Genomic DNA, 22658 nt, shown 5'->3' with positions numbered 1-22658 from the left:
ATCTTGGCACGTCCGTCAGCCTTCCCCTTGCTTGAAGAGCCATTTCTTGAATTGTTGAAGCGGAAGCTCGGCTAGCTCCGACAGCTCCGCCTGTTCCTTGGCTTTGCGGTAGCGCTCGGATCGATCCAGCTCGCGCTTCGGCGGCGAGGCCACGCAATCGATGTTGGAGCGGTTCGCCGTCAAGAAGCCAAGCTCGAGGAATACTTCCTGCATCATGCGCACCGTCGCCAGCGGCCAGCCCGAAGCTTCCGATACTTTCCTGAGGAAGCCGTCGGGAGCGTCGATCCACCGCTCTTGCTTGCGGAACATCGTATACACCTTGCCGAATTGCGTACGGTCGGGAAAAGATCGCTTCCTCTCGGAGCTGCGATCCGATTCCGCCAAATAGATGCGGATCTCCTCGAGTTTGTCGGAATTCCGCGCAACCGCTGCCCGCAGCGCTTCCGCTTCTTCCGTCGTTCTAGGCAGTCCTGCCAGCACAAGCGTCCATCCTTCTTCCGCGCCCGCGTTCGAGGATGCGGACGCGGAAGCCTCAAGCCTTTCCCATATCGCCGAATCTTCCCGATCGCCCAGAGCCGAGTAGACCGCGGCATTGATTCCGGCCGGGGATATGCCGTCCAGATTCTCGAGGCCGATTCTTCCCGCGGCGGAGGAATAAAGAAACAGCGCCTTCCGTCCTTCTTCGGCAAGCCGAACGGCCACGGAATCCCCAAGCTTCTCTTGCCGGCAATCCCGGACCGAAGGTTGATTCTTCTTGAAGTCCTGCAGCATGAACTGCACTCTCCGGCTGCCGTTCCATTCGTTCACCGATAACTCCCCTAGAAGGTCCAGCTCGGCTCCCGACCGGAACAGTTCAAGGGAATCCGCCATGCCGAAGCCGACCGTCTCCAGCCGCCGCCCCTGGGACACCGCGACGAAGCGAACATGGGTGCCTTCCTTCCCCAGGGTCTTGCTCTCGGCTATGGAGACGCCTCTTATGACGATGCGGGGAGTCGGATTGCCGTTGCCGAACGGCTCCAGCTGGTTCAGCTGATCGGCCGCTTCCAAGGTCAGTTCGTTCATCGAGCAGACCAGGTCGGCCTTCTTGCTCGGAATCCAATCCTCCGCCGATATTCTCTCCTTCGCCAGCTCGGATAACCGTTCGCCGAGCTCCGGCACGTTCGAATAGGGAAGAGTCATCCCGGCCGCCGCCTCATGTCCCCCGAAATGATCCATCAGGTCCGAGCATTCGGTCAGCGCGTCGTAGAGGTTGAAGCCTTCGATCGAGCGCGCGGAGCCTTTGCACTTGCCGGTGGCGGGATCGTGGGCGAGAATAATCACGGGCCGGTAGTAGCGTTCCACCAGCTTGGAGGCGACAAGGCCCGCGATCCCCGCGTTCCAGCCGTCCCCGGCAAGCACGATAGCTTCCGGCATCCGGCCTTCATGCTCCGCGATCTTCGCCTGCCACAGCTCTTCGGCTTGCACCACCGTATCCTCGACAAGCTGTTGTCGCTCCTTGTTCAATTCATCCAGCTTGAGGCTGAGCATTCTCGCTTCTTCCTCGTCCTCGGTCACGAGCAGCCGAACCGCTCCATCCGCCCGCTCCAGCCTTCCGCCTGCGTTCAGCCGGGGGGCTAAGCCGAACCCGATTCTGCCGCTCGTCAGCTTCGTATAATCCGTTCCGCTCGCTTCGGCGAGCGCGCGAATCCCGGGCGCGGGATCGCTGACCATACGGCTCAGGCCTAGCTTCACGATAGCGCGGTTCTCTCCCGTAAGAGGCATAAGATCGGCCACCGTTCCGATCGCCGCCACGTCCGCATATGCGGGCTCGATCGTGCCGAGCATGGCGTGAGCCAGCTTGAAGGCCACCCCCGCTCCCGACAGCCCCTTGAACGGATACGGACAATCCTCCTGCTTCGGATTCACCAGAGCGATCGCCGCTTCCGGCAGCTTCTCCGGCGGCTCGTGGTGGTCGGTCACCACCACGTCGATGCCTCTCTCGCGAGCGTAAGCGATCTGCTCCGATGCGCTGATACCATTGTCGACCGTAATGATCAGCCCAATGCCGGCCTCCGCGGCCAGATCGACCGCCTTCAGGTTCAAGCCGTAGCCTTCCAGGCTCCGATGGGGAATATAAGTATCGAAGCTTGCTCCCAGGCGCATCAGGAGCCGGGTCATGAGCGCCGTGGATGTGACCCCGTCCGCGTCGTAATCCCCGTATACCCTGATTTTCTCGCGGTCCCGCAGCGCTTTATGTATTCGCTCCGTTGCCGCTTGCATGCCCTTCATCCGAAAAGGATCATGGAAAGACTCCGCTTCGGAGCTGAGCAGCGCTCTCGCCTCTCCCGGCGTTCGATAACCTCTGGATACGAGCAGCCTGGCAACCATCGGCGGCAGCTTCAACTCCCGAACGAGCGCTTCAGTCTCGCGTTCGTCCGTTTCTCGAAGCAGCCAACGATAAGATCTTCTCATGCCGGTATCCACCTTTCTATTTATCCTAGCTTTATGGGCGGCATAAACAGATCAACTCCGCCGAGTAGAGCGCTCCGAAGGTTGGATGACGATTCCCTGCGAAGCTGCCGCAATTCGGCGGAGCTGCCTGCTTGCCTATTATTGGACGAAGGCTCCAAGCTCTTCTTCTTGATGATTGGACTTGTACGGATAGCCGGGGTCGAAAGGCTGAACCTGAACGTTCGCATCCGTCACGTGGAGGAACCTCTTGGTCAACTGCCTCCGGACTCGAAGCGCGATATCCTGCCCTTCGAACACGGTGATTCTCGGGTTCACCCGAATCGTCAGGTCGACGATGACGTAATGGCCCAGCTCTCTTGCCCTCAATCCTTCGACGGCGACGACGCCGTCCACCCTTTGAACCGCTTCGAGCAGCGACTGGACGTCAACCTCGTCGAGGGAGCTGTCGTCCACGGAACGGATAACCCCTTGAACGAGCTGATAGCCCGACTTCATGACGAAGACGCCGATGACGATGCCCGCTGCCGGATCGAGGAAGTACAGCGACGGGATGTCGAACAGCTCGCCGGTCATCGCCCCTACCGATCCGACAAGGGCGGTGAGAGAGGCGAAAATATCCGAGCGGCTCTCTCCCCGAACGGAGTCCGGCCTCATGCCCAGCCGGGATTCGTATCTTCTGCGATAGCGAATCAGCCCTTCGCGAACGAAGATCCCGAACACGATGACCGCGACGGCGCTCCATCCGGGCGCTTCGTCAACGCCTCTCGCCATCTTGCGAATCGAAGAGATGGCGATCTCGATTCCTCCGACGAACAGCAGCGCCGAGAATACGATTCCGACGACGGCTTCCGCGGGGAGCTTCTGCTTATCCAGGTGAGTCCTAGGAGCATGGCCGACTCTTCTCATCTCCAGATACGTCGTCGTTGCCGCCGCCGTATCCGCAGCCGAATGGCAGGCATCCGCGAGCAGCGCCCGGCTGCCCGTCAGCCATCCGACTCCGCCTTTGAGAATGGAGAGCCCAAGCAGCCCTAATGCGGACATTCCAGCTCCATGCTCCGCGCCAGCGAACCGCCTTTGAGACATATCGAGCCCTCCCTTGATCTTGCTATTAAGATATTCGCTTGCTTAAGAAGCGCTCTGAGGCTTCGCCTTCTGATGAGGCTTCGCCTTGCGGCGCAGCAGATGCCACAGCGGGCTAGCGATGAAGATCGAAGATGCCGCGCCGATCAGGAGGCCCAGAATCATCGCGAGCGAGAACATCTTGATCGATTCGCTGCCGAACACGAACAAGCAAACAGCCGCGAACGCGACCGTAACGACCGTATTGATCGAACGCGTCAGAGTCTGGGATATGCTCTTGTTGACGACATCGGTCAGGTCCGAATCCGTCTTCAGCTTAGCGAAGCGCAGATTCTCGCGAATCCGGTCGAAGATGACGACCGTATCGTTGATCGAGTACCCGATAATGGTCAGAATCGCCAGAATGAACGGCAGGTTGACCTCGAGACGGAAGATCGAGAAGATCGTGATGACCATGAAGGCCACGAAGATCAGCGATGCGACCGCGGAGATCGCGAAGCGCCATTCGAAACGGATCGCCACGTAGATGACGATGCCGATACAAGCGATCAGAATGCCTTTTAAGGCGTTCCATTCCTGTTCCTTCGCGATGTCTACGTCAACGATATTAACCTCGAACGATGCTTTCGCATCGAACTTCTCCTTAAAGTCGGACTCGAGCTTCTTCTGCTGGACATCCGTCAACGCTTCCTCGAAACGGATCGAGATGCGGGATTCGCCCGAGGTAAAGGTGTACTTGCCGAATTCCTCGGAGTTCAGGAACGGTTCGACCTGCGCCTTCTCCACGTTCTTGCTTACCGAGATATCGACGGAGGAACCGGACTTGAAGTCGATTCCGTAATTCAATCCGAAGATGGACAGCGAGACGATTCCGGCGAGAACAAGCACGATCGCGGAGATAAACACCGGCCGGGCGATCTTGACGAAGTTGAGGTTGCTGAACTTATAGCGCACGGATTTCACTCTCCTTTACGCCATAATAAGACGGTTTGTTGAAACGTCCGCTCTTCACGACAAGCAGCAGCAGGAAGCGAGCCAGGAAGAGGTTCGTCGCGATGTTGATGATAATGCTGGACAAGTGAACGACGGCGAAGCCGCGAACGGTGCCTTGCCCGATAAAGTAAAGCACGGCGCCGACGATGATGTTCGTGATGTGGGCGTCGATAACGGTCCGGAAGCTGTTCTTGTTGCCCGAACGAAGGGACGAAGCGATGCTCTTGCCGTTGCGAATCTCGTCTTTGATCCGTTCGGCCGTAATGATATTGGTATCCACCGCGATCCCGATGCCGAGAACGAACGCCGCGATGCCCGGAAGCGTCAAGGTCGCGTTCATCATCCAGAAGACGGCGAGCAGCACCCAGACGAAGACGAGCAGACAGATGCAGGCGATGAAGCCGGGAAGACGATAGAAAATAAGCATAAACAGAAGAATAACGATAGAAGCGACAATGCCGGCCAGAGCCGTATCCTCAAGAGACTTCTGTCCCAGCGTCGCTCCCACGCTCTGCGTGTACTTCTCGGTCAAGCTGAGGGGAAGGGCTCCCAGATTGATGGTATCCGCAAGATCCTTGGCTTCCGCGATCGTGCGTTGGCCGGAGATCGTCGCGTTGCCGTCCGTCAACGGCTGTTGAACGACCGGATCGGACAGCATGTCGTCATCCAGGAAGATCGCCAGGTTCTTGCCGACGAGCCGGGTCGAGATCTCGGCGAACTTGGCTTTGTCTTTGACTTGAATCGCAATCAGCGGTTCGTTCAGAGAGTTGTATTCGACCTTAGCCGCGCCTTCCACGAAGTCGCTGCCGACCAGTTCGACCTTGCAGTATCCCGCATCGGCCGCGCAGCCGCTGGCGCTGCGGAATTCCAGTTCGGCCGGTTTCTTCATCTTGTCGCGGATTTCTTGTTCGTTCGATACTCCCGCGATCTTGACGCGAATCCGGTTGCTCCCTTCCGTTGTCACTTCGGGCTCGGCAACGCCGGTCTTGTTCGCGCGTTTCTCCAAGCTCTTCGCGGTTTCTTTGAGAGATTCCTTGGTTACGGTACCGCCTTCATTAAGCGGTTGCGCTTCGTACAGAATCTCGAATCCGCCTTTCAGGTCTAGACCTAGCTTTGTTTGATCGAGCAGGTGAGGGCTTGTCCATGCGATTGCCCCGAACGCTACTACGACGACAAACACGAAGGTGAGCAGTCGTTTCATTATGCGTTGCGATCCCCTTTCAGTTCTCAATGTTCCTATTATACCTACGGGCCAAAAAGGAAGTCAATTTGTCGAAAACAGGGCAGTCTCTTCCAAAAGCAAAGGCAGCCCGGCGTCGAACCCGCCCGGCTGCCTTTCTTTTGTCCTGCGATTATGATCCTCTCTACCGCTTTTCTCCGCGATATAAGCTGAGAGTAATGAAATTCATATACTGATTCACCTTAAGCGACATGATATCGTTAACGACGGCATGCAGCGGCGGAGTGCCCGTCTTGTAATATTTGTCACTGACGCATTCCCAGATATCCTGGCCCGTCACCTGATCGTACCCGAGCATCTTGAACTCTTCCGCCTTGTCCCGGCAGAGCTGCTCGAACATCTGATTGCGTTCCGCCTCGTTCAGAATGTCGGCGGCCCCTGTCCCTTCTTCCCCATCCTTCATGCCTTTGCCCTCCTCGCATCTTCCATGACCCCTCCAACATCGTCATACCCTAACTTCGATGTCCCCGTCGCGAATTCCTCCTTCGAGACGAATCTTAATCGGACAACTCCTGTCATCAAGCGGCGCCGAGGGAGCATAAGCATGTACTATTACCTACCTGGACGAGAAGAAGGGGTTGCCATGTCCAAACGCAAGCAAACGTTTATTCAAGGGGCCATGATCCTGCTGGCGGCCGGTCTCGTGAATCGGCTGCTCGGCTTCGTTCCGCGCATCGCGCTTCCCCGCATTATCGGAGCGGAAGGGGTAGGGCTCATTCAGCTCGTCTACCCCTTCATGATCGTCATTCTTACGATCATTACCGGCGGACTCCCTCTTGCCGTTGCCAAGCTTGTCGCCGAAGCCGATTCCAGAGGCAAATCGAAGCTGATCGGGCGAATTCTGCGAACCGCCATGGGGCTGGCGCTGGCGACCAGTCTCGCCGCGGCTACCGCTTGCCTGGCCTTGTCCGATTGGATCTCGACGACGATCATGACCGACCCGCGCGTCGGAACGGCCTTCATCACCATGATTCCTGCGCTTCCGCTCGTCGCGGCCTCCTCCGTCTGGAGAGGCTATTTTCAAGGCAAGCAGAACATGATTCCCACTGCGATCTCCCAAACGACCGAGACCATCGTACGCATCGTGCTGACGCTCCTGCTGACCTCCCTGCTGCTTCCTTGGGGGCTGCAAGCGGCTGCTGCCGGAGCGATGGCGGGATTGGTCATGGGGGAGCTCGCGGGCCTGCTTGTTCTATGGCGCCAGCTGAGAATCGAAGTCCGGTCGAAGCGATCTCCAGCCGAGTCCGCACCAACCGAAACGGAAAATAATGATGTAGACAGCGCGGAGGAGCGTTCGATCACGCGGAGAATGCTAGGGATTGCCCTTCCCGTCACCGGAAGCCGGCTGATCGGCTCTCTATCTTATCTGCTTGAGTCGATCCTGACGACCAAAAGCCTGATCGCGGCCGGTATCGCGGTCTCGATGGCCACCTCTCTATATGGATCCTTGCAGGGAATGGTCATTCCGCTGCTGACCCTCCCCGGCGCTCTTACCTATTCGCTGGCGGTCTCTCTCGTTCCCGCCTTGTCCGACGCCGCCGCCCAAGGGGATTGGGCCGGTATCCAGAAACGGCTTCATCAATCGTTGCGGCTCGCCGTCGTGACGGCAGCCCCGTTCATCGTGCTCATGGGACTTCTCGCCGGGCCGATCTGCTCTCTGCTGTACGGGGACGACTCGATGGCCGGCATGCTGCGGTGGCTTGCTCCCGTCGCCGTCTTCATCTATATGCAATCGCCGCTCCAGGCTGCGCTTCAAGCGCTCAACCGTCCGGGCACGGCGCTCGTCAACACTTTCGTCGGAGCCGTCGTGAAGCTTACTCTTATCGTTCAATTGGCCAGCCGTCCCGAATTCGGCATTCAAGGGGCGATAATCGCGGCGGGAGTCAACATGGTTCTGGTCACGCTGCTTCATTGGTTCAGCGTCGCCCGTCTGACCGGCTTCCGGCTCATGCCGATCGACTTCCTTAAGGTAGCGCTTGCGATGATCATAACGGGTGCCTGCGCTCTCGCGATATGGAACTGGGACGGAATGGCGAACGACGCGGCCCGTTTAGCCGCCGCCTCGCTCGCTGCCGTCGTCGTCTATGTGCTGCTGCTGATCTGGCTCAAGCTCATCGACCGCCTGGACGCCGCCAGGGTACCGATTGTCGGCCGATTTTTCCGATGAGACGCTTTTAAACGGTTATTTGCGATTCACATATAGCTTGCCTTGCTGGCTGCAGGTGCAGAGGTATACGCTTTTGAAGCTTCCGACTCCTCGCAGCCCCAGCTCTTTTTTGAGCCAGAACCGGGTTTTGCCAAGCTTCTCCAGATTGTCGTCCTGAACGTGTCCGTCCAGGATCAGGGGAGTCGGAAGAGGTTCGAAACGGAACTTCGGGTACGCAGCAGGAACGGCCGTAAGCTTCTTCATCATGCTCCGATTCCTCTCGTTCTTCGGAAGTCGCGTCGCGATGCGCGCGCTCAGGCGCCTGTTATTGTCACCCTCCCCGCTCAGGCTCATACGGCCCGGCTTGTGGAAATAATGGCATTCGCTCGCGCCGGATCAAGGTTTCTTGTACTAGCATTCGGCTAGCGGCCATAGGCTGATACAAAACACTCTTGTGAAGGAGCGTGTCTCATGAAGTCCATTCCGCAAGTATCCGGCTTCCGCATTGCTTCTCCGGTCGTTTCCGGAATCCTCTGGGCCATTATTTGGCTCGCTGCGGGAACGCTGCTTGTCTCCGTACTGCTGTACAGCTCGTCCATGGGCGAGGACGAGATCGTCCCTTGGGTATTCGGCGTTCACGGCTTCGCCTCCCTGTGCGGAGGATTCGTGTCCGCCCGGCGTTCGGGGCGCAGAGGCTGGTACGTCGGCTTCGCGACCGGTCTTATCTATGCGCTGCTCGTCCTGGTCTCCAGCTATCTCGCCCATGACATCGGCTGGACGGTGCGCATCCTCTCCTTGCTCGGGGTATCCTGCGCAGCCGGAGCGATCGGAGGCATGATGGGGGTCAATACGGGTTCCGGCTCCAAAGGCAGGAAATAACCTCCGCGGCTTCCGTTTTCCTTTTCCCCCTCCGGGTATGATATACTAAGTCCTAATTTGGTTACGGAATGCGGGGGAGAAGGTTGGTTTTGTTTGATTCCATGCTGACGATTTCGATCTATACGGGGATCGCGGTGGCCGCGCTTCTCTGGTTCGGGACAGGCCGTCAGCCCTTGGCCGCGGCGGCGGCTTTCGTCAGGATTCTGGTCACCTCGCCGAAACGCATGTTATTTTTCCTGTCACTGCTCGCCATCCTTCTGATCAACAAATTCGAGCTGAAGCTGGAAGCGCTGCTGCCGCTGCACTACGATCTGACCTCCGCTTTGACCGGCTGGGAAGGCAACTGGCAAGGAACGCTTCAGTCCGTTCTTCGCGCCGATTGGCTGACGGTCCTCTGCTCCGTTTTTTACCTGGTCTTCTTCCAAGCGGTCATGATTGCTTCCATCGCGATTTATACATACAAAGGGAATTCCAGGCTTTTCTACGCGTTCTGCGTCGCTTTGCTGCTGAATTATTTGATCGCTCTGCCGTTCTTCCTGTTCGTCCCGGTCGATGAAGCCTGGTCGGCCTCGCCGCACATCCAATTCCTGATGCTGGACGTGTTTCCTCGCTTCGAGCAGGAATACCGGCACTTGTCCGGGCTCGACAACTGCGTGCCGAGCCTTCATACCTCCATCTCGGTCACGATGGCTTTGCTGGCGGCGCGCTCCGGCATCCGAAGATGGGCGGTCTTCGCCGGGATCAATGCGACCATTATTCTTTTCTCCATTTTTTATCTGGGCATTCATTGGTTGACGGATATGACCCTTGGGCTCGGTCTCGCCGCTATCTCCGTTGCCGTTGGCTTGAAGGTCGGAGCTTGGGCGGAACGCCCCGCCAAGGCCAGGGCCGCCGGCAAGGCCGAACCTCAGAGAAGATGGGCTCGAGCCGCGTCGCGATCGACCAGTTCCTCTACGTCAAATTAGCTGACAACAAGATTTCGCCTGTTGTGCCGTAATTTTATTAGAGAAAAAGCCCTTCCCGTTCGCTTATCGCGAACCCGGGAAGGGCTTTTCTCCGTTCTTTGTATGCGGCCATTAGGATTCGGCTTTGACTTCCGCCGGCTCCGACTTGGCTTGGGAAGCCTCGACGACGTTGTTGATGGCGGACCGGTCGAACGTCAGCTTGGTGACGTCGTTCACCTTCAGTACCACGACATCGTCTGTAAGCTCGGCGATCGTGCCGTGAAGGCCTCCGATCGTCGTAATCTTGTCGCCCTTCTTCAAGGCGCGAAGCATCGAGTTGCGAGTCTTCGTTCTCTTCTGCTGCGGTCGAATCAACAGGAAGTAGAAAATAGCGATCATGACCACTATCATGAGTAATCCTTGCATTCCATGTCCCCTCCTCTCTGTGTTTAGAAACCGCTCTCGTTGCTAGCCATACCATATTTCTCGAAGAACTCGTCGCGGAAATCGCGCAGCCTGTCCTGCCGAATCGCTTCCCTGACTTGCTCCATCAGATGGACGAGGAAGTGCAGGTTATGAATCGTCGTCAACCGCAAGCCGAACATCTCATCCGCCCGAATGAGATGGCGAATGTAGGCTCGGGAGTAGTTGCGGCACGCGTAACAGGAGCATTCCGGATCAAGCGGACCGAAATCGCTGACATACTTGGCGTTCTTGACGACCAGCCTTCCCTGGCTGGTCATGGCCGTTCCGTTTCTTGCGATTCTCGTAGGGAGCACGCAATCGAACATGTCGATGCCGCGAATGCTGCCCTCTACCAGGGCATCCGGCGAGCCAACCCCCATCAGGTAACGGGGTTTATTAGCCGGAAGCAGCGGAACGGTCTCCTCAAGCATCTCGTACATCATATGCTTAGGCTCGCCTACGCTTAGTCCACCCATAGCATACCCCGGGAAATCCAGGGAAGTCAAATCTCGGGCGCTCTGCTTGCGCAAATCGGCATGCATCCCCCCCTGAACGATGCCGAACAGGCCTTGATCGTGGGGACGCTGGTGCGCTTTGAGGCATCGCTCCGCCCAACGGGACGTTCTCTCCGTCGATTGCTTGACGTACTCGTAGGTCGCCGGATAAGGCGGACATTCGTCGAACGCCATCATGATGTCGGCGCCGAGCGCGTTCTGCACCTCCGTCGCCACTTCCGGCGAGAGGAACAGCTTGTCTCCGTTAAGATGGGAGCGGAAGTGGACGCCCTCCTCCGTGATCTTGCGATTCTCGCTTAGCGAGAACACTTGGAAGCCGCCGCTGTCGGTCAGGATCGAACGGTCCCAATTCATCATCTTGTGCAGGCCGCCCGCTTCCCGGACGAGCTCATGGCCCGGTCTGAGGAACAAGTGGTACGTATTGCTGAGAATGATATGAGCGTTCAGATCCTTCAGTTCCTCCGGGCTTATGCCCTTCACGGATGCTTGCGTGCCGACCGGCATGAAGGTAGGCGTCTCGATAACGCCGTGCGGGGTATGAACGCGGCCTAAGCGGGCGCCCGTCTGGGCGCACGTCTTGATCAGTTCGTATCTAATGGCTGACATGAATGCTATAGCCTCCTAGCGGATTTAACTACACGATGAACATGGCGTCGCCGAAGCTGAAGAAGCGATATTCTCGCTCGACGGCTTCCCGGTAAGCATTCAGTACGGCTTCCCGTCCGGCCAAAGCGCTGACTAGCATGACGAGTGTCGACTTGGGCAGGTGGAAGTTGGTCAGAAGAGCGTCCACCATGCGATAGTCGTACCCGGGATAAATAAAGATATCGGTCCACCCGCTGCAGGCGGACACCGGTCCACCGTCGAAGCGCTGCCCGAGCGTCTCCAGCGTCCGGGCCGAGGTGGTGCCGACCGTCACGATCCGTCCACCCTCCGATTTTGTGCGATTCAGCAGCTCCGCGCTCTCTCCGCTTACCGAGTACCACTCGGAATGCATCTCGTGCTCGTCGATGTTCTCGACCGATACCGGACGGAAAGTGCCAAGCCCTACATGCAGCGTGATCCAGCAGAGCCGGACGCCGGAAGCTTGAAGCTCCTGCAGGAACGCTTCGGTAAAATGAAGCCCTGCGGTCGGAGCGGCAGCGGAGCCTTCATGCTTGGCGTAGACGGTCTGGTAACGTTCGCGGTCCTCCAGCCTTTCCTTAATATAAGGAGGAAGAGGCATCGTGCCCAGCTTGTCCAGCAGCTCGTTGAAGATGCCTTTGTATTGGAAGCGAACATGCCGGGCTCCCATCTCGCCTTCCGCTTCGACAACCGCCGTCAGCAGAGGCTCGCCGTCCTCTTCCTGCGCTCCGAAGTGCAGCACCGTGCCCACATGCACTTTTTTGCCCGGTCGAGCAAGCACTTCCCAGGTATCGCCTTCCAGTCTCTTGAGCAGAAGAAGCTCTACCTTGGCTCCGGTATCCGGCTTAACGCCGTACAGCCTGGCGGGCAGCACTCGGGTATCGTTCAGGACGAGCGTGTCCCCCGGCTTCAAGTATTCCTTCAGATCGGTAAACGTTCGATGCTCCGTCTCCCCTGTATCCTTATGCAGCACCAGAAGCCTGGAGGCCGTGCGGTCCGCCAGCGGTGTCTGGGCGATAAGCCGCTCCGGCAGTTCAAAATCAAAGTCGTTAACGTTCATTAATGCTCATCCTTCTCGATCTTAACATCCTTGTAGTAGTATAGCAGAATAGATTTGTAGTCATACCCTTGATCGGCAAGCCCCTTCGCTCCCCATTGGGACATGCCCAGCCCGTGGCCGTAGCCTTGCCCGCTGATGACGAAGCTCGGATCCGTCGTGACGGACCGCAGTTGGCCGTTAGCCCCCATCACGAGAAGATTGCCCGACACGTTCTCGGCGCCGTCGGCTCCTTGAACTCTGACGGCAGCGGATGAGGTAACCTCGTTCGTCTGGCCATTGACGCCGACAACGGTATATCTGCCCGTCTCTTCGATCTCGAACAGCGTACTCTTGATTCCTCCAAGCGCGCTGCGAAGGTTATCGGGGACGCCGACGTCGACCACCCGGCCGTTCGCCTTGATCTCGATCGCTCTTCCGGACGGTCCGCGCTGAGACACTTCAAGCGTTCGAAGAGGCCCTTGGATCGGCGTCTTCGCCCTCTTGTTGATAGCCGTCAGAAGCTCGTCCGGGGTCATCGGCGCTTCCACCCAGCTGAAGGCGGTATATTCCGGAACGATCTCCAAGGTAACCACTTGATCGCCCTTATTCACCCGCGCCACAGGCTCGACGTTCGACAGGACCTGAGGGCTGGAACGCACGGCGACTCCGTCGCCCGTTACGTCATAAAGCTTGATTCCCGCTTCGTTCGTTTTGCCGCTGTCTCTCAGGAAGTCGCTTCTTATGTACCCGGTCGTTCCATCGTCCAGAGCCACGCGGTTCCAATTCAGCTTGCCTTCCTGCGGTCCCGCATCGGGGCTGGTTACCGCGCTCGCCAAATAGTTCGTCACGTTCCTCCAGATCTCCGTCGCGTTGTCCGCCGTCATTCCGCCGGCATTCGAGGAGAACACCGCGGAGATCGGTTTGCCGCCATAGGTCAGCACTTCGCCCGCAGTCGCATTGACCGCGCTGATGGATTGGGCGTTCTCGCCCTTGATTCCCGTGTAGGCTTGGCTATAGGTCGTATCCACCACGTTGGCGATCTGGAAGCCGACCCCCGACGACAGGGCATACGTGCGGGCCGCGACCGCTTGCGCCTTCTGGGATTCGGCCGGCCAAGAGGTATAGATCTCGGAGCCGACGACGGAATACAGATACTTCTCGAGGTCCACCTCGTTCACGACCGCGAGGCTGCCGTTAAGCACGCTGACCTCGATGCTGCCGCGGTACGTCTGCTTGCTGCGCTCCGCAACCGCGATGCCCGCGTCCCCCGCCGGGCTCGCGCGCAGCACCGACCCGGAAGCGGCGCTTGTGGCGTATAGGGGAACGGGCTTGTTCAGCGAACCGTTGTATGTCATATCGTTGCGGACGATCACGTAGGAATCGGAGGCGGAAGCCGCCTTCGCATTCGCGCCTTGGGCGGCTGCCTGGACCTGGATAGCCGTCAGGGCCGCCGGATCGGAGGCTTGTCCGATCCGAACGTAATAAGCCGCTTTGCCGCCTGCGGTCTTATAAGCAAGGAAAGCGTCGAGCCCGGCGTTGCCGAACTTGGTCAGCGCTTCCGCCGCAGCCGCTTCGCTTGCGTAAGGGCCCGCCTCTACGGCGAGCGGACCGACCACCGACGCAGGAGTCAAGGATGGGGCTCCAAGCGTAACCGAAGGCGTATTGTACTTCGCCAGCGCGGTCGATGCGGCCGCGGCCGTCGCGTAGTTGCCCTCCGTTACTTGATAAACCGCATTGCCGTTCTTCGTCAGCTTGGTGATGTAGGCGGCGTTCGACGAGGCCTGAATCTTCTTCAGCACGCCGACTGCCGTCAGCAGGTCGGACGTCTCGAGCACCTTCGCCTTATAGCCGTCCACGGCGAAACGAATCGTCTGCGCGGAAGCCGCCTTCGTGATCGCGACGCCGTCGAGCAGGATCGATAGCCCCCCATCGGACGACAGAGTCGCGGTCGGGGTCGTCGCTTTGTACTTGCTGCCCAGGTCCAGGAACAGTCCGACCCGAATGGTATCCGGCACGGTGACCGCGTTCGCGGCCGTTCCAGTGGTACCGAGAGCTACTGCGGCAAGAAGAGTTCCAATGATAGCCGTTCTGCCGATAAAATGCTGTTGCCGGTTGATCATGTTGTTTTCCCTCCGCCGTTTGATTTCGATTGGGGCAGCGAACACACTCCGTCTGCGCAGGAGTCGTTCTTCCCGAACAAGCGATAACGATATCGCGCCACCAGCTTGTAAACCAGCCGGCTTAATCCTCTGAAGCCGGGCCAGGTTCCCAGAATGCCTATCCATCTCAGCGACGGGACATTGCGCAGAAGCTTCATGACCCCATCCGGACCGGAGTACAGCCGATCTCCGTCGATGACATGCATCTGAGCCAACAACCGTTCCGTCGGCGTATTCGCCAAGGCGGGCCAGCTCCCGTGCTCTCCGCTCTGATAGGATTGGATCGTGATCCAATCTACCGGAACGAGCGATTCCAGCTCCTGCAGCTTGGAGGCCGTTGCGAGACAGAGATTGCAGTGTCCGTCATAAAGGGCGATCAGCTTCGAGGCCGACTCACCCGAGACTACCGGAACGCGCCCCCCGCTCATCTCTGCTCCGGAATCGGAAGCCCCAAGTGGCGGTACGCCGCCGCCGTCACGACACGGCCGCGCGGCGTACGCTGCAGGAATCCGATCTGCAAGAGATAGGGCTCGTAGACATCCTCGATCGTCTGGCTCTCCTCGCCGATGGATGCCGCGATCGTATCGACGCCTACCGGTCCGCCCTTATAATTGGCGATCATCGCTTGAAGCATCTTATGGTCGATGGCGTCAAGGCCCATCGGGTCCACTTGAATTCGCTCTAGCGCCTCTTGGGCCAAATCTTCGGTAATCATGCCGTCTCCGCGGACCTGCGCATAGTCGCGCACCCGCTTCAGCAGGCGATTCGCGATCCGCGGCGTGCCGCGCGAACGCCGTGCGATCTCCCTCGACGCTTCGCCGATAATGCCGACGTCGAGCAGATCGGCCGTCCGCGAGACGATATAGGAGAGCTCCTCCTCGGTATAGAACTCCAGCCGGCTGACGACGCCGAAGCGATCCCTAAGCGGCGCGGACAGCAAGCCGGCGCGAGTCGTCGCGCCGATCAAGGTGAACTTCGGAAGATCGAGACGAACCGAGCGGGCGCTCGGGCCCTTGCCGATGATGAAGTCCAAAGCGAAATCTTCCATCGCGGGGTACAGCACCTCTTCGACGGTCCGGTGCAGGCGATGGATCTCGTCGATGAACAGCACGTCGTTCTCCTGCAGATTCGTCAGAATCGCCGCCAGATCGCCCGGCCGTTCGATCGCGGGCCCGCTCGTCGTCCGAATGCTGACGCCAAGCTCGTTGGCGATAATGTTGGACAAGGTGGTCTTGCCCAGGCCCGGCGGGCCGTACAGAAGCACGTGATCCAACGCTTCGTTGCGCATCTTGGCCGCTTCTATATAGATCTTCAGGTTGTCCTTGACCTGAGCCTGCCCGATGTATTCCGTCAGGTAACGCGGACGGAGACTGAACTCCGCCGCTTGGTCTTCCATCATCAGGTTCGCCGTGACGATCCGGTCCTCCATCGCTTCCCCGCCTCTCTGTAATGCCGCTAGACGCTATACGTTCTTATCCTTGGAAAAGTTGCTGCAGCGCCTTCTTCATCAATACGTCCGTCGTCTCGCTGCCGGTTAGGTTATCCTTCATCGCATTCCAAGCCTTATCCAGCTCCGCTTCGCGGTAGCCGAGTCCGCCGAGCGCTTCCTTGGCTCCCGCCCAAGCCGCATTCGCCTCCGAAGCGACGGGCGCCGCCTCCATCGTAAGCTGCATCGAGGTCGCGGCCATCCAGCGGTCGTCTACCGCCCCGAGCTTGTCCTTGAGATCCAGTACCATGCGTTGAGCCGTCTTCTTGCCGATTCCGGGCAGCTTCGTCAGGAACGTCAAGTTCTCCGATTGAATGGCCGCCGCCACCACTTCCGGCTTCCCTCCCGCCAGCACGCCTAGGGCGACCCGCGGTCCGATGCCCGATACGTCCAGCAGCTTGCGGAACATCGCTTGTTCCTCGCGCGTAGCGAAGCCGAACAGCTGAATGGCGTCTTCCCTCACGTGGTGGTGTATGTACATCATTATAGGCTCTTCCGATCTCGCGAAAGCATACGGATTCGGCGTAAACACCCGGTAGCCGATGTCGCGAACGTCAAGCACGACGTATTCGGTCTCGAAGTGCACCACTTTGCCTCTTAGAAAATCGATCATCTCGGAGTCACTCCGTTCACTCTATCATTCAATACGATGGAATGGGCATGACAGATCGCGACTGCCAGAGCATCCGCCACGTCATCCGGTTTCGGAATGGCAGACAGCTTCAACAGCCGCTTCACCATCTCTTGCACTTGCTTCTTCTCGGCGCCGCCGTAGCCGACGACCGATTGCTTCACCTGCATCGGCGTGTATTCGCCGATCGGGATATTGCGCTGAGCCGCCGCCAGCAGCAAGACGCCTCTCGCTTGGCCGACGCTGAACGCATTCGTTACGTTCTTATTGAAAAATAGCTTCTCGACCGCGATCGTCTCCGGCTGATACCGATCCAGCAGCTGGCAGGATGCTTCGTAGATCTGCACAAGACGCTGTTCCGTCGGCGTTCCCGCTTCCGTCTGGATGCATCCGTATTGAACGGGAACGATCCGGTGGCCGATTTTGTCCACGAATCCGAAGCCCATGATCGCGATACCGGGGTCAATTCCAAGCACCCGCATAAGGAATCCCCGCTCTCTTAACTTGAAGTTATAGACTTGATTATAGCAAATGTTCGCACGAATGAGAACAAAAGGACGAACATCGCTTGTCTATCGACTCCATGCCAAAGAGACTGCCGAGGGGTCAACGCCCTTACTCGGCAGCCTCTGAGAGATTAGGTGATTCGGTGGACCTGCACGTAATTGCCGACCTGGTCGACGATTCGGATCGTCACGGCGGCCGTCTTCACGGTTCCGTTGCTGTAACGAACAGTGAAGACGAAGGTATACAAACCTTCCGGAAGCTCGCTGAGCGGGAAGCCAGCTTCCTTGCTTCCCAGTAGTCCGTTCCAATTCACCGGAAGGCTCGGATTCACGGGAGCCAGCCGATGCTTGAGCGTCTCTCCGGCCGCAGCGGTTACCTCCACCGGCTTGGTTGACGAGCTTCCCGTATCCGTCGTCACCGCGTCCAGCACGAACGCTTCGCCCGCCCAGAACCATTCCGCCGGCCGCGGCGCCTTCGGGTTCTTCTCATTGTAAGCGAGGCGATTCTTCTCCCACGCCTCGGTATGGCGTACATAGCCGACAATGCCGAGAGGCAGAACTTCGATGGAATGCGTAACCGTTGCGGCAGGCGCCTTCCGGTCGCTTACGGTCATCGTAACGGTCCAACGGCCGGGTTCTGCGAATCTCTTAACAGAACCGGTCGTGGGATAGGGGAAGCTTAACTGATAGGCGTAGCTTGACTTCTCCCCTGTCGGAGACACGATCTCGTAGCTGATATCCAGCATGTCTTGATCCGGGTCCGACACTAAAGTGCTTAGCTGAACCGTATCGCCTTCATATGCCGGTTTCGGAATCCAGTCGAAGTCCCCATCGGGCGCCTTGTTGGTGACGATGACAAAATACTTCGGATCGCTCCACCCGCTCCAGTCATAGCCGTCATAGACGCGAACCATGACATAGAAGTTTATCTCCTCCGGCAAATCGGACGATGGCGTCCACGACTTCGCGCTAGAGCTTATCTCGCCCGTATCGAGATAAGAATAGCCGCCGTACTTGTAGATCCGAAGCTGGTACTTCGACTGCGGATCATGATCTTCATCCAGATAAGACCATGTGAAAGTCGGCCGCAAAATGTCCAATTCGGTCGGGTGGAGCGAGTCCGAGCTTGTCGGATTCGTAACCTGAGCCATTGGTTTCCGATTGACGATGGCAATCTGTCCAGTCGCCTCATCCTTCAGGCCGTAGCTGTTGGTTACGATCTGCCGAAGGGTGAAGATCCCCAAGCTGTTGAACGCCTTCTCCCAAGACGTTCTCGACGTGCTTGCAAGCGTCTCTGCGCCTCCGGACGGCTTCAAGTAGTATTGGTGAGCAATCATGGTCCGATCGCCATCCTGCGGGTCGAACGCCGTAGAGTTTATCGTCACCGGCACGCCGCGGAAGGTGGTGATCGGAGAGATCGTAAACCCTGCGACCGGCGGAGCGATCGGCGTTGCAGCTGCTACATCGAATTCTTGCCGCGCCCAATCCTCCGCCCATGCTCCGTATTCGTCCTGAACCTGCAGCTCGATGACATAATGACCGCTCTCCGTGACCTTCGTCGGCGGATGATCGACGTACTTGAATTCGGCCGCCTTCGGCGTAAGCAACCGCCACCTCGTCGTGAAGATCCCTTTGGTCGACTGATAGTCAAGTCCAGTATTCTCGGTCGAATACGCGCCGGTTGTTGGATTGTAACGATCCGGGTCGTAGGAGCTGTTCGTATAAACGACATTCCCGCTGTCGTCCGCCGCTGCCGTGAAGCTCGCGATCGGCCGCCGATGAACGCGGATCGTTCCGTTCACTTCGTTCGACTCCTGGCGGTAGCTATCGAAAACATCGCTCGGATACGGATAGTCCGGGTTCGGATCGTCCTTCGTTCTGAAGCGGAACGGATACTCTCCCGGCAAGCTAAATGAAGGGACGGGCGTGTCGAACGATTTGCCGGCGTCACTCCAGGCTCCCTGCGGATTCAGGAAGACGTTCGGGTTATGCGAGTAGATCCAGGCTTCGCCGGCCGTAATCCGCTTGTCCGATTCCGGATCGTCGAAGGTAACGTCATAAGTCAGCGGCTCGTTCACGAGCACCACGCCATAGATTTTCCCCGTAGTCGCTCCTCTCGGCTCCGCTGTCGAAGCGCCGAAGAACGAGACGCCAGGCTGACCTCGGCTGATAACCCCATACTTGCCGCTTGTCCATCCGCTGTCTTCGATCGTCGTCTGCTTCAGGCGATTGACGTAAAGAGAGAAACCGGTCCCTTCCGGAACGAACTTCAGCGTGTAGGTCTGTCCGGCGACGAAAGAGTAGGCTTTGGAGAACACTGTTTGGGTTACCCCGGCAACGGTCTTCTTGACTTTCAGCTTTCCGTCCTCGAATTCGGCGCTGTAATAGTTGTCCTTATCCTGGGCGAGATAGACGTAACCGGCAGCGGCCGCCGAATCGTTCTTCGGTTGAAGGCTGCCTTGGAGAACAAGTCCTTCCCCTACCTTGCTTCCAAGCCAGAGATCCTTCGTCGGCGTCCCGATCTCGAACTTCTTAGGGCGGTTCAGTTCACCTGTCGAGCTTATTTTATAGACATATGGAGCGGCATTATATCGATCCGTAATCGCTTGAAGAAGGTACGTCTGATCGCCAGTCGGTATAACGTTAAAAGCATAAAGAGTTGTTTTGTTAACAGTTGTAGATGCTAGACCGCTAGTTTCAGTTCCGTTGGTCTTATACGACCAAATCTGGCCGAGATCCGTGTCACTAACCACGCTATAGGTGGCGGGATCAATGACGGTTACCTCCAGATTTATTTTGGATGAAGAACCTTGGTACGTGAAGAAGGTGATAAGGCCGTCAGAACCCTCCAGGATCTTAAACGTAACCGGAGTCGAAGTCGAATTCGGTTGTTTAAATGCGTGGACGTACTTCTCCTCGCCTGTCGGCGTTACCGCGATAGCTTTTCCTTTGGCTCCGAACCACATATTGCCCTTGGCATCGACGTGGTAAGGGAAAGTATCGCCCTCCGTCTGGAAGTAAACGGTTCTCGTTGAACCATCGGAGTATGTCTCTACGTAAGAGTCCCTGCCTTGCAAATCGGTCGGATAGGGGAACGTTCGAAGCAGCTTCCCCGTACGGTCATGCACGGCCATGATCGGCGGTCCGGTCCATTCGCCGATTCTACCTGACGAATAGAAATTATAGGCATCGTCGACACCGATCAATTGCCAAGTATAGCGCTGGTTACCGGCAGGTTGCTGCAAGGAACCCGTCTGGACAAGATTCGTATCGTAGATGACCGCAACCGAGTCATCGAATTGTCCAGTGAAGTAGAGCGAAGGACCCTTCTGCGAAATATATCTTGGCAGGAAAAACTTGAAGAATAGATGATCTTGGGTCTTGAAATAATCGGTTGTTGTCAAGGCGTTGAGATCTTCTACTCGCATTAGACCCGAGCTATCAAATCCGGTTATATAGGGCTGGTTATTGTAATTGTAAGCCGATTTTTTTCGCGCAGTGCCGATAATGCCTTTAGAATCCGCATATAGTCCGTTTTGGTAATTGTACCAGCGTGCTGTGTCATTCATGATGGGAGAAGCTATTGCCAGTTGCTTTACCAGGATTTCTCCTGTCTCTCGGTTGATGACGGTTGTAAAGGGATTATTGGCGCTATACGTTTCCGCCATCGAAATAAAAACAAGATCGCCTTTAACCATCAATCGGGTATACGTTAGACCAGGCGTTATACTCACGTCCAAATTGACCGGAACCGTACGGACTAGCTGCATGCTGTGATCATAAATGTAAAGTGTAATTAATCTTGAAGCAGTGTTCTTTATCGGGAGGCCGGTGATCTTATAAATATACCTCTCGTCCGCATAATAGGGGTCGAGCTGCGTCGAAGTAAATGGCATTACTTCTAATGTAGGCGTGTTCTGCATGCTGGCATAGAGCGTTCGGTCGATAAAATCATCGCCGTAATAGCTATCCACGGCCATATTCATGTTGAACATGCCGATATCGGTCCGGTAATTCATCGTGGAGAGCGTCTCGTTCTGAAGCGTCCATCCGGACTTGTCACCCGATACTCCGGTGTCGAGCGAGGTTACCGTTCCCGAGTGATAAAGCGCGGACATGGGCAAAAGAGTCTGATTGGAGGTGTCCGTCTGGTTGGAGGAAGTCACGACATCGATCGTCGGAGCAAGATTATGGACAATAAGCGTCCTCTCGTTCTCCGGCTGTTTGTCCGTGTTCGCGCAGGCTCCGTAGGTCTCGCAGGCGGTCTCGCGGAATAGATACCTGCCGACTCGATCCGGTTTAAAGATATAAGCCGCTTCCGCTCCCGTTTGAACGGTCTTCCAGCTCTCGTCCTCGAAGCCATTGTTGTTCGAATCGTACTTCATCTCAAACGTATGGCTTGCGATCGTATCGCCGTCCGGGCTATAAGCGTTGCTCTGGACCCGAACGTTCCCAAGGCGGGTCTCTTCCGGAGGAACGGCGATCGACGTCACCGGCGGCTCGTCCGGAACGACCTCAATCGTATGCGTATCTTCTTCGGATAAGACGCCGTTGCCGTTCTTGACGGACAGAATGACGGTATAAGTTCCGGGCTCATCGTATCGGATATCGTAGATGGGCGATTTCTGAACCAACTTCTGGTCCCACGTGTATTGAACGATCGGAACACTATCCCAATCAAACGATTTCTCGCCGGTGATCGGGAACGGCAGCGGTTGATTGGCCTTTACTTTGGTCGGCCCGCTAATGACCGCAACGGGACCGGAAGGACCAACGACCTCGGGCGGCTCCGTTTCCGGCGGAGTCGTAGGCGGAGGCGTTGCCCCAGGCTTAACGATTGTCGTGGTACATACGGCAAGACCGGTCTCCTTGCGTGTTCCATCTGCGAAAACAAGTACCACCCGCTGCTCGAACCTTGCGACATACGAGTCTCCGGTCATTTTCGAAGCTGGAGTCTTGTAGGTAAACGCGGTTGATGCTTTCGTCTTGTCGCCGCTAGGCGTCACAGTGGTTGTCTGCTGCTGCCCTCCATCGCCATCGTGCCCATAGAAAATCCACTTCGAGATCGAGCTGCCGGAGACACCCGTGATCGCAGCATTGACCGTCACAACCGTTGTCACTTCCGATCCGTCGAACGTAACCTCGCTAGGATTGCAGGAGCAGCTTGCGTTTGGGGTTCCGGATTCGACGGCGAGTTTGATCGTGATGGTTTTTTCGGCCGACGAGGACACATAACCTCCGAATGCGAACAGCGTTCCTTTGCCGGTCAACGTCTTCGTCATCGACACGGTCCCGTTGAAGTCGCTACGTTTGATCGTCAGGGAGGTGTTTACGGTGGATAGATCGTCTCTATTCGTCGTATTACCCGCCCCATTGTTTACGAACTGCGACACGATTTTGTCGATGTAATCTTTGGAGTTAAAGTAGTCTTTATAGACCGCCCGCGTTGTTACCGACACCGGAATCGTGATCGAATCCTGCCCAACCGGGATTGTATATT

18 protein-coding genes are annotated in these 22658 nt (G+C 57.3%); 3 read left to right on the top strand and 15 right to left on the bottom strand.

Translation table 11 applies throughout. The features are described from left to right. Positions 1-15: 15 nt before the first annotated feature. The 5 genes from recJ to ELR57_RS07920 all read right to left on the bottom strand — a co-directional run bounded on the left by recJ (position 16) and on the right by ELR57_RS07920 (position 6167). Positions 16-2451 carry a single-stranded-DNA-specific exonuclease RecJ gene (gene recJ, locus ELR57_RS07940; protein WP_126958491.1) on the bottom strand — a complete coding sequence of 812 codons (2436 nt, stop codon included), beginning with the start codon at positions 2449-2451 and terminating at the stop codon, positions 16-18. A gap of 138 nt (positions 2452-2589) precedes the next feature. Continuing rightward, positions 2590-3534: a cation diffusion facilitator family transporter gene (locus tag ELR57_RS07935; protein ID WP_126958490.1), complete on the bottom strand. Its 945-nt coding sequence runs from the start codon at positions 3532-3534 to the stop codon at positions 2590-2592. 42 nt (positions 3535-3576) lie between these two features. Beyond that, positions 3577-4485, bottom strand: coding sequence for a protein translocase subunit SecF (secF, locus tag ELR57_RS07930; RefSeq protein ID WP_126958489.1), 909 nt, complete (start codon positions 4483-4485; stop codon positions 3577-3579). Then, positions 4475-5725 (bottom strand): protein translocase subunit SecD, encoded by a 1251-nt coding sequence (gene secD / locus ELR57_RS07925; protein WP_126958488.1) that lies wholly within the window; start codon positions 5723-5725, stop codon positions 4475-4477. The genes secF and secD overlap by 11 nt, the downstream gene beginning before the upstream one ends. Positions 5726-5888: 163 nt before the next feature. Next, positions 5889-6167, bottom strand: coding sequence for a post-transcriptional regulator (locus ELR57_RS07920; RefSeq protein ID WP_126958487.1), 279 nt, complete (start codon positions 6165-6167; stop codon positions 5889-5891). A gap of 180 nt (positions 6168-6347) precedes the next feature. On the opposite strand from ELR57_RS07920, the gene spoVB reads away from it, so the two are divergent. Continuing rightward, complete coding sequence (gene spoVB, locus ELR57_RS07915) at positions 6348-7931, top strand: stage V sporulation protein B (RefSeq protein WP_126958486.1); 1584 nt, start codon at positions 6348-6350, stop codon at positions 7929-7931. A gap of 15 nt (positions 7932-7946) precedes the next feature. Here spoVB and ELR57_RS07910 read toward each other — a convergent pair whose 3' ends face one another. After that, positions 7947-8177 (bottom strand): YetF domain-containing protein, encoded by a 231-nt coding sequence (locus ELR57_RS07910; RefSeq protein WP_126958485.1) that lies wholly within the window; start codon positions 8175-8177, stop codon positions 7947-7949. Between the two features lie 204 nt (positions 8178-8381). Between ELR57_RS07910 and ELR57_RS07905 the strand changes: the two genes are divergently transcribed. Both ELR57_RS07905 and ELR57_RS07900 read left to right on the top strand, forming a co-directional pair. Then, positions 8382-8789 carry a TIGR04086 family membrane protein gene (locus tag ELR57_RS07905; protein ID WP_126958484.1) on the top strand — a complete coding sequence of 136 codons (408 nt, stop codon included), beginning with the start codon at positions 8382-8384 and terminating at the stop codon, positions 8787-8789. A gap of 89 nt (positions 8790-8878) precedes the next feature. Next, the gene (locus ELR57_RS07900; RefSeq protein ID WP_238162442.1) at positions 8879-9754 is read left to right on the top strand and encodes a phosphatase PAP2 family protein; all 876 of its coding nucleotides are present in this window, start codon (positions 8879-8881) and stop codon (positions 9752-9754) included. A 111-nt stretch (positions 9755-9865) separates the two neighbouring features. Here the strand turns inward: ELR57_RS07900 and yajC are convergent, their stop codons facing one another. From yajC to ELR57_RS07855, 9 genes are all read right to left on the bottom strand, one after another. Then, positions 9866-10159, bottom strand: a complete 294-nt coding sequence (gene yajC / locus ELR57_RS07895) for a preprotein translocase subunit YajC (protein ID WP_126958482.1) — start codon at positions 10157-10159, stop codon at positions 9866-9868. Positions 10160-10182: 23 nt separating this feature from the next. After that, positions 10183-11319 (bottom strand): tRNA guanosine(34) transglycosylase Tgt, encoded by a 1137-nt coding sequence (gene tgt, locus ELR57_RS07890; RefSeq protein WP_126958481.1) that lies wholly within the window; start codon positions 11317-11319, stop codon positions 10183-10185. 28 nt (positions 11320-11347) lie between these two features. After that, a complete protein-coding gene (queA, locus tag ELR57_RS07885) occupies positions 11348-12397 on the bottom strand; it encodes a tRNA preQ1(34) S-adenosylmethionine ribosyltransferase-isomerase QueA (protein WP_126958480.1) in 1050 nt (349 codons plus the stop codon). Next, positions 12397-14496 carry a SpoIID/LytB domain-containing protein gene (locus tag ELR57_RS07880; RefSeq protein ID WP_158629961.1) on the bottom strand — a complete coding sequence of 700 codons (2100 nt, stop codon included), beginning with the start codon at positions 14494-14496 and terminating at the stop codon, positions 12397-12399. The genes queA and ELR57_RS07880 overlap by 1 nt, the downstream gene beginning before the upstream one ends. Then, complete coding sequence (locus ELR57_RS07875) at positions 14493-14963, bottom strand: thiol-disulfide oxidoreductase DCC family protein (RefSeq protein WP_126958478.1); 471 nt, start codon at positions 14961-14963, stop codon at positions 14493-14495. Before ELR57_RS07875 ends, ELR57_RS07880 begins: the two co-directional genes overlap by 4 nt. Further along, on the bottom strand, positions 14960-15964 hold the full coding sequence (ruvB, locus tag ELR57_RS07870; protein WP_126958477.1) for a Holliday junction branch migration DNA helicase RuvB: 1005 nt from the start codon (positions 15962-15964) through the stop codon (positions 14960-14962). Before ruvB ends, ELR57_RS07875 begins: the two co-directional genes overlap by 4 nt. Before the next feature lie 43 nt (positions 15965-16007). Then, a complete protein-coding gene (gene ruvA / locus ELR57_RS07865; protein ID WP_126958476.1) occupies positions 16008-16634 on the bottom strand; it encodes a Holliday junction branch migration protein RuvA in 627 nt (208 codons plus the stop codon). Continuing rightward, positions 16631-17134: a crossover junction endodeoxyribonuclease RuvC gene (gene ruvC, locus ELR57_RS07860; RefSeq protein WP_126958475.1), complete on the bottom strand. Its 504-nt coding sequence runs from the start codon at positions 17132-17134 to the stop codon at positions 16631-16633. The genes ruvA and ruvC overlap by 4 nt, the downstream gene beginning before the upstream one ends. 155 nt (positions 17135-17289) lie before the next feature. Further along, positions 17290-22617 carry a PKD domain-containing protein gene (locus ELR57_RS07855; RefSeq protein WP_126958474.1) on the bottom strand — a complete coding sequence of 1776 codons (5328 nt, stop codon included), beginning with the start codon at positions 22615-22617 and terminating at the stop codon, positions 17290-17292. Positions 22618-22658: the final 41 nt, after the last annotated feature.

Origin of the sequence: Cohnella sp. AR92 (genome assembly GCF_003990975.1) — a bacterium.
Taxonomy (GTDB): Bacteria; Bacillota; Bacilli; order Paenibacillales; family Paenibacillaceae; genus Cohnella.
This window is presented reverse-complemented; position numbering and strand designations above follow the sequence as displayed.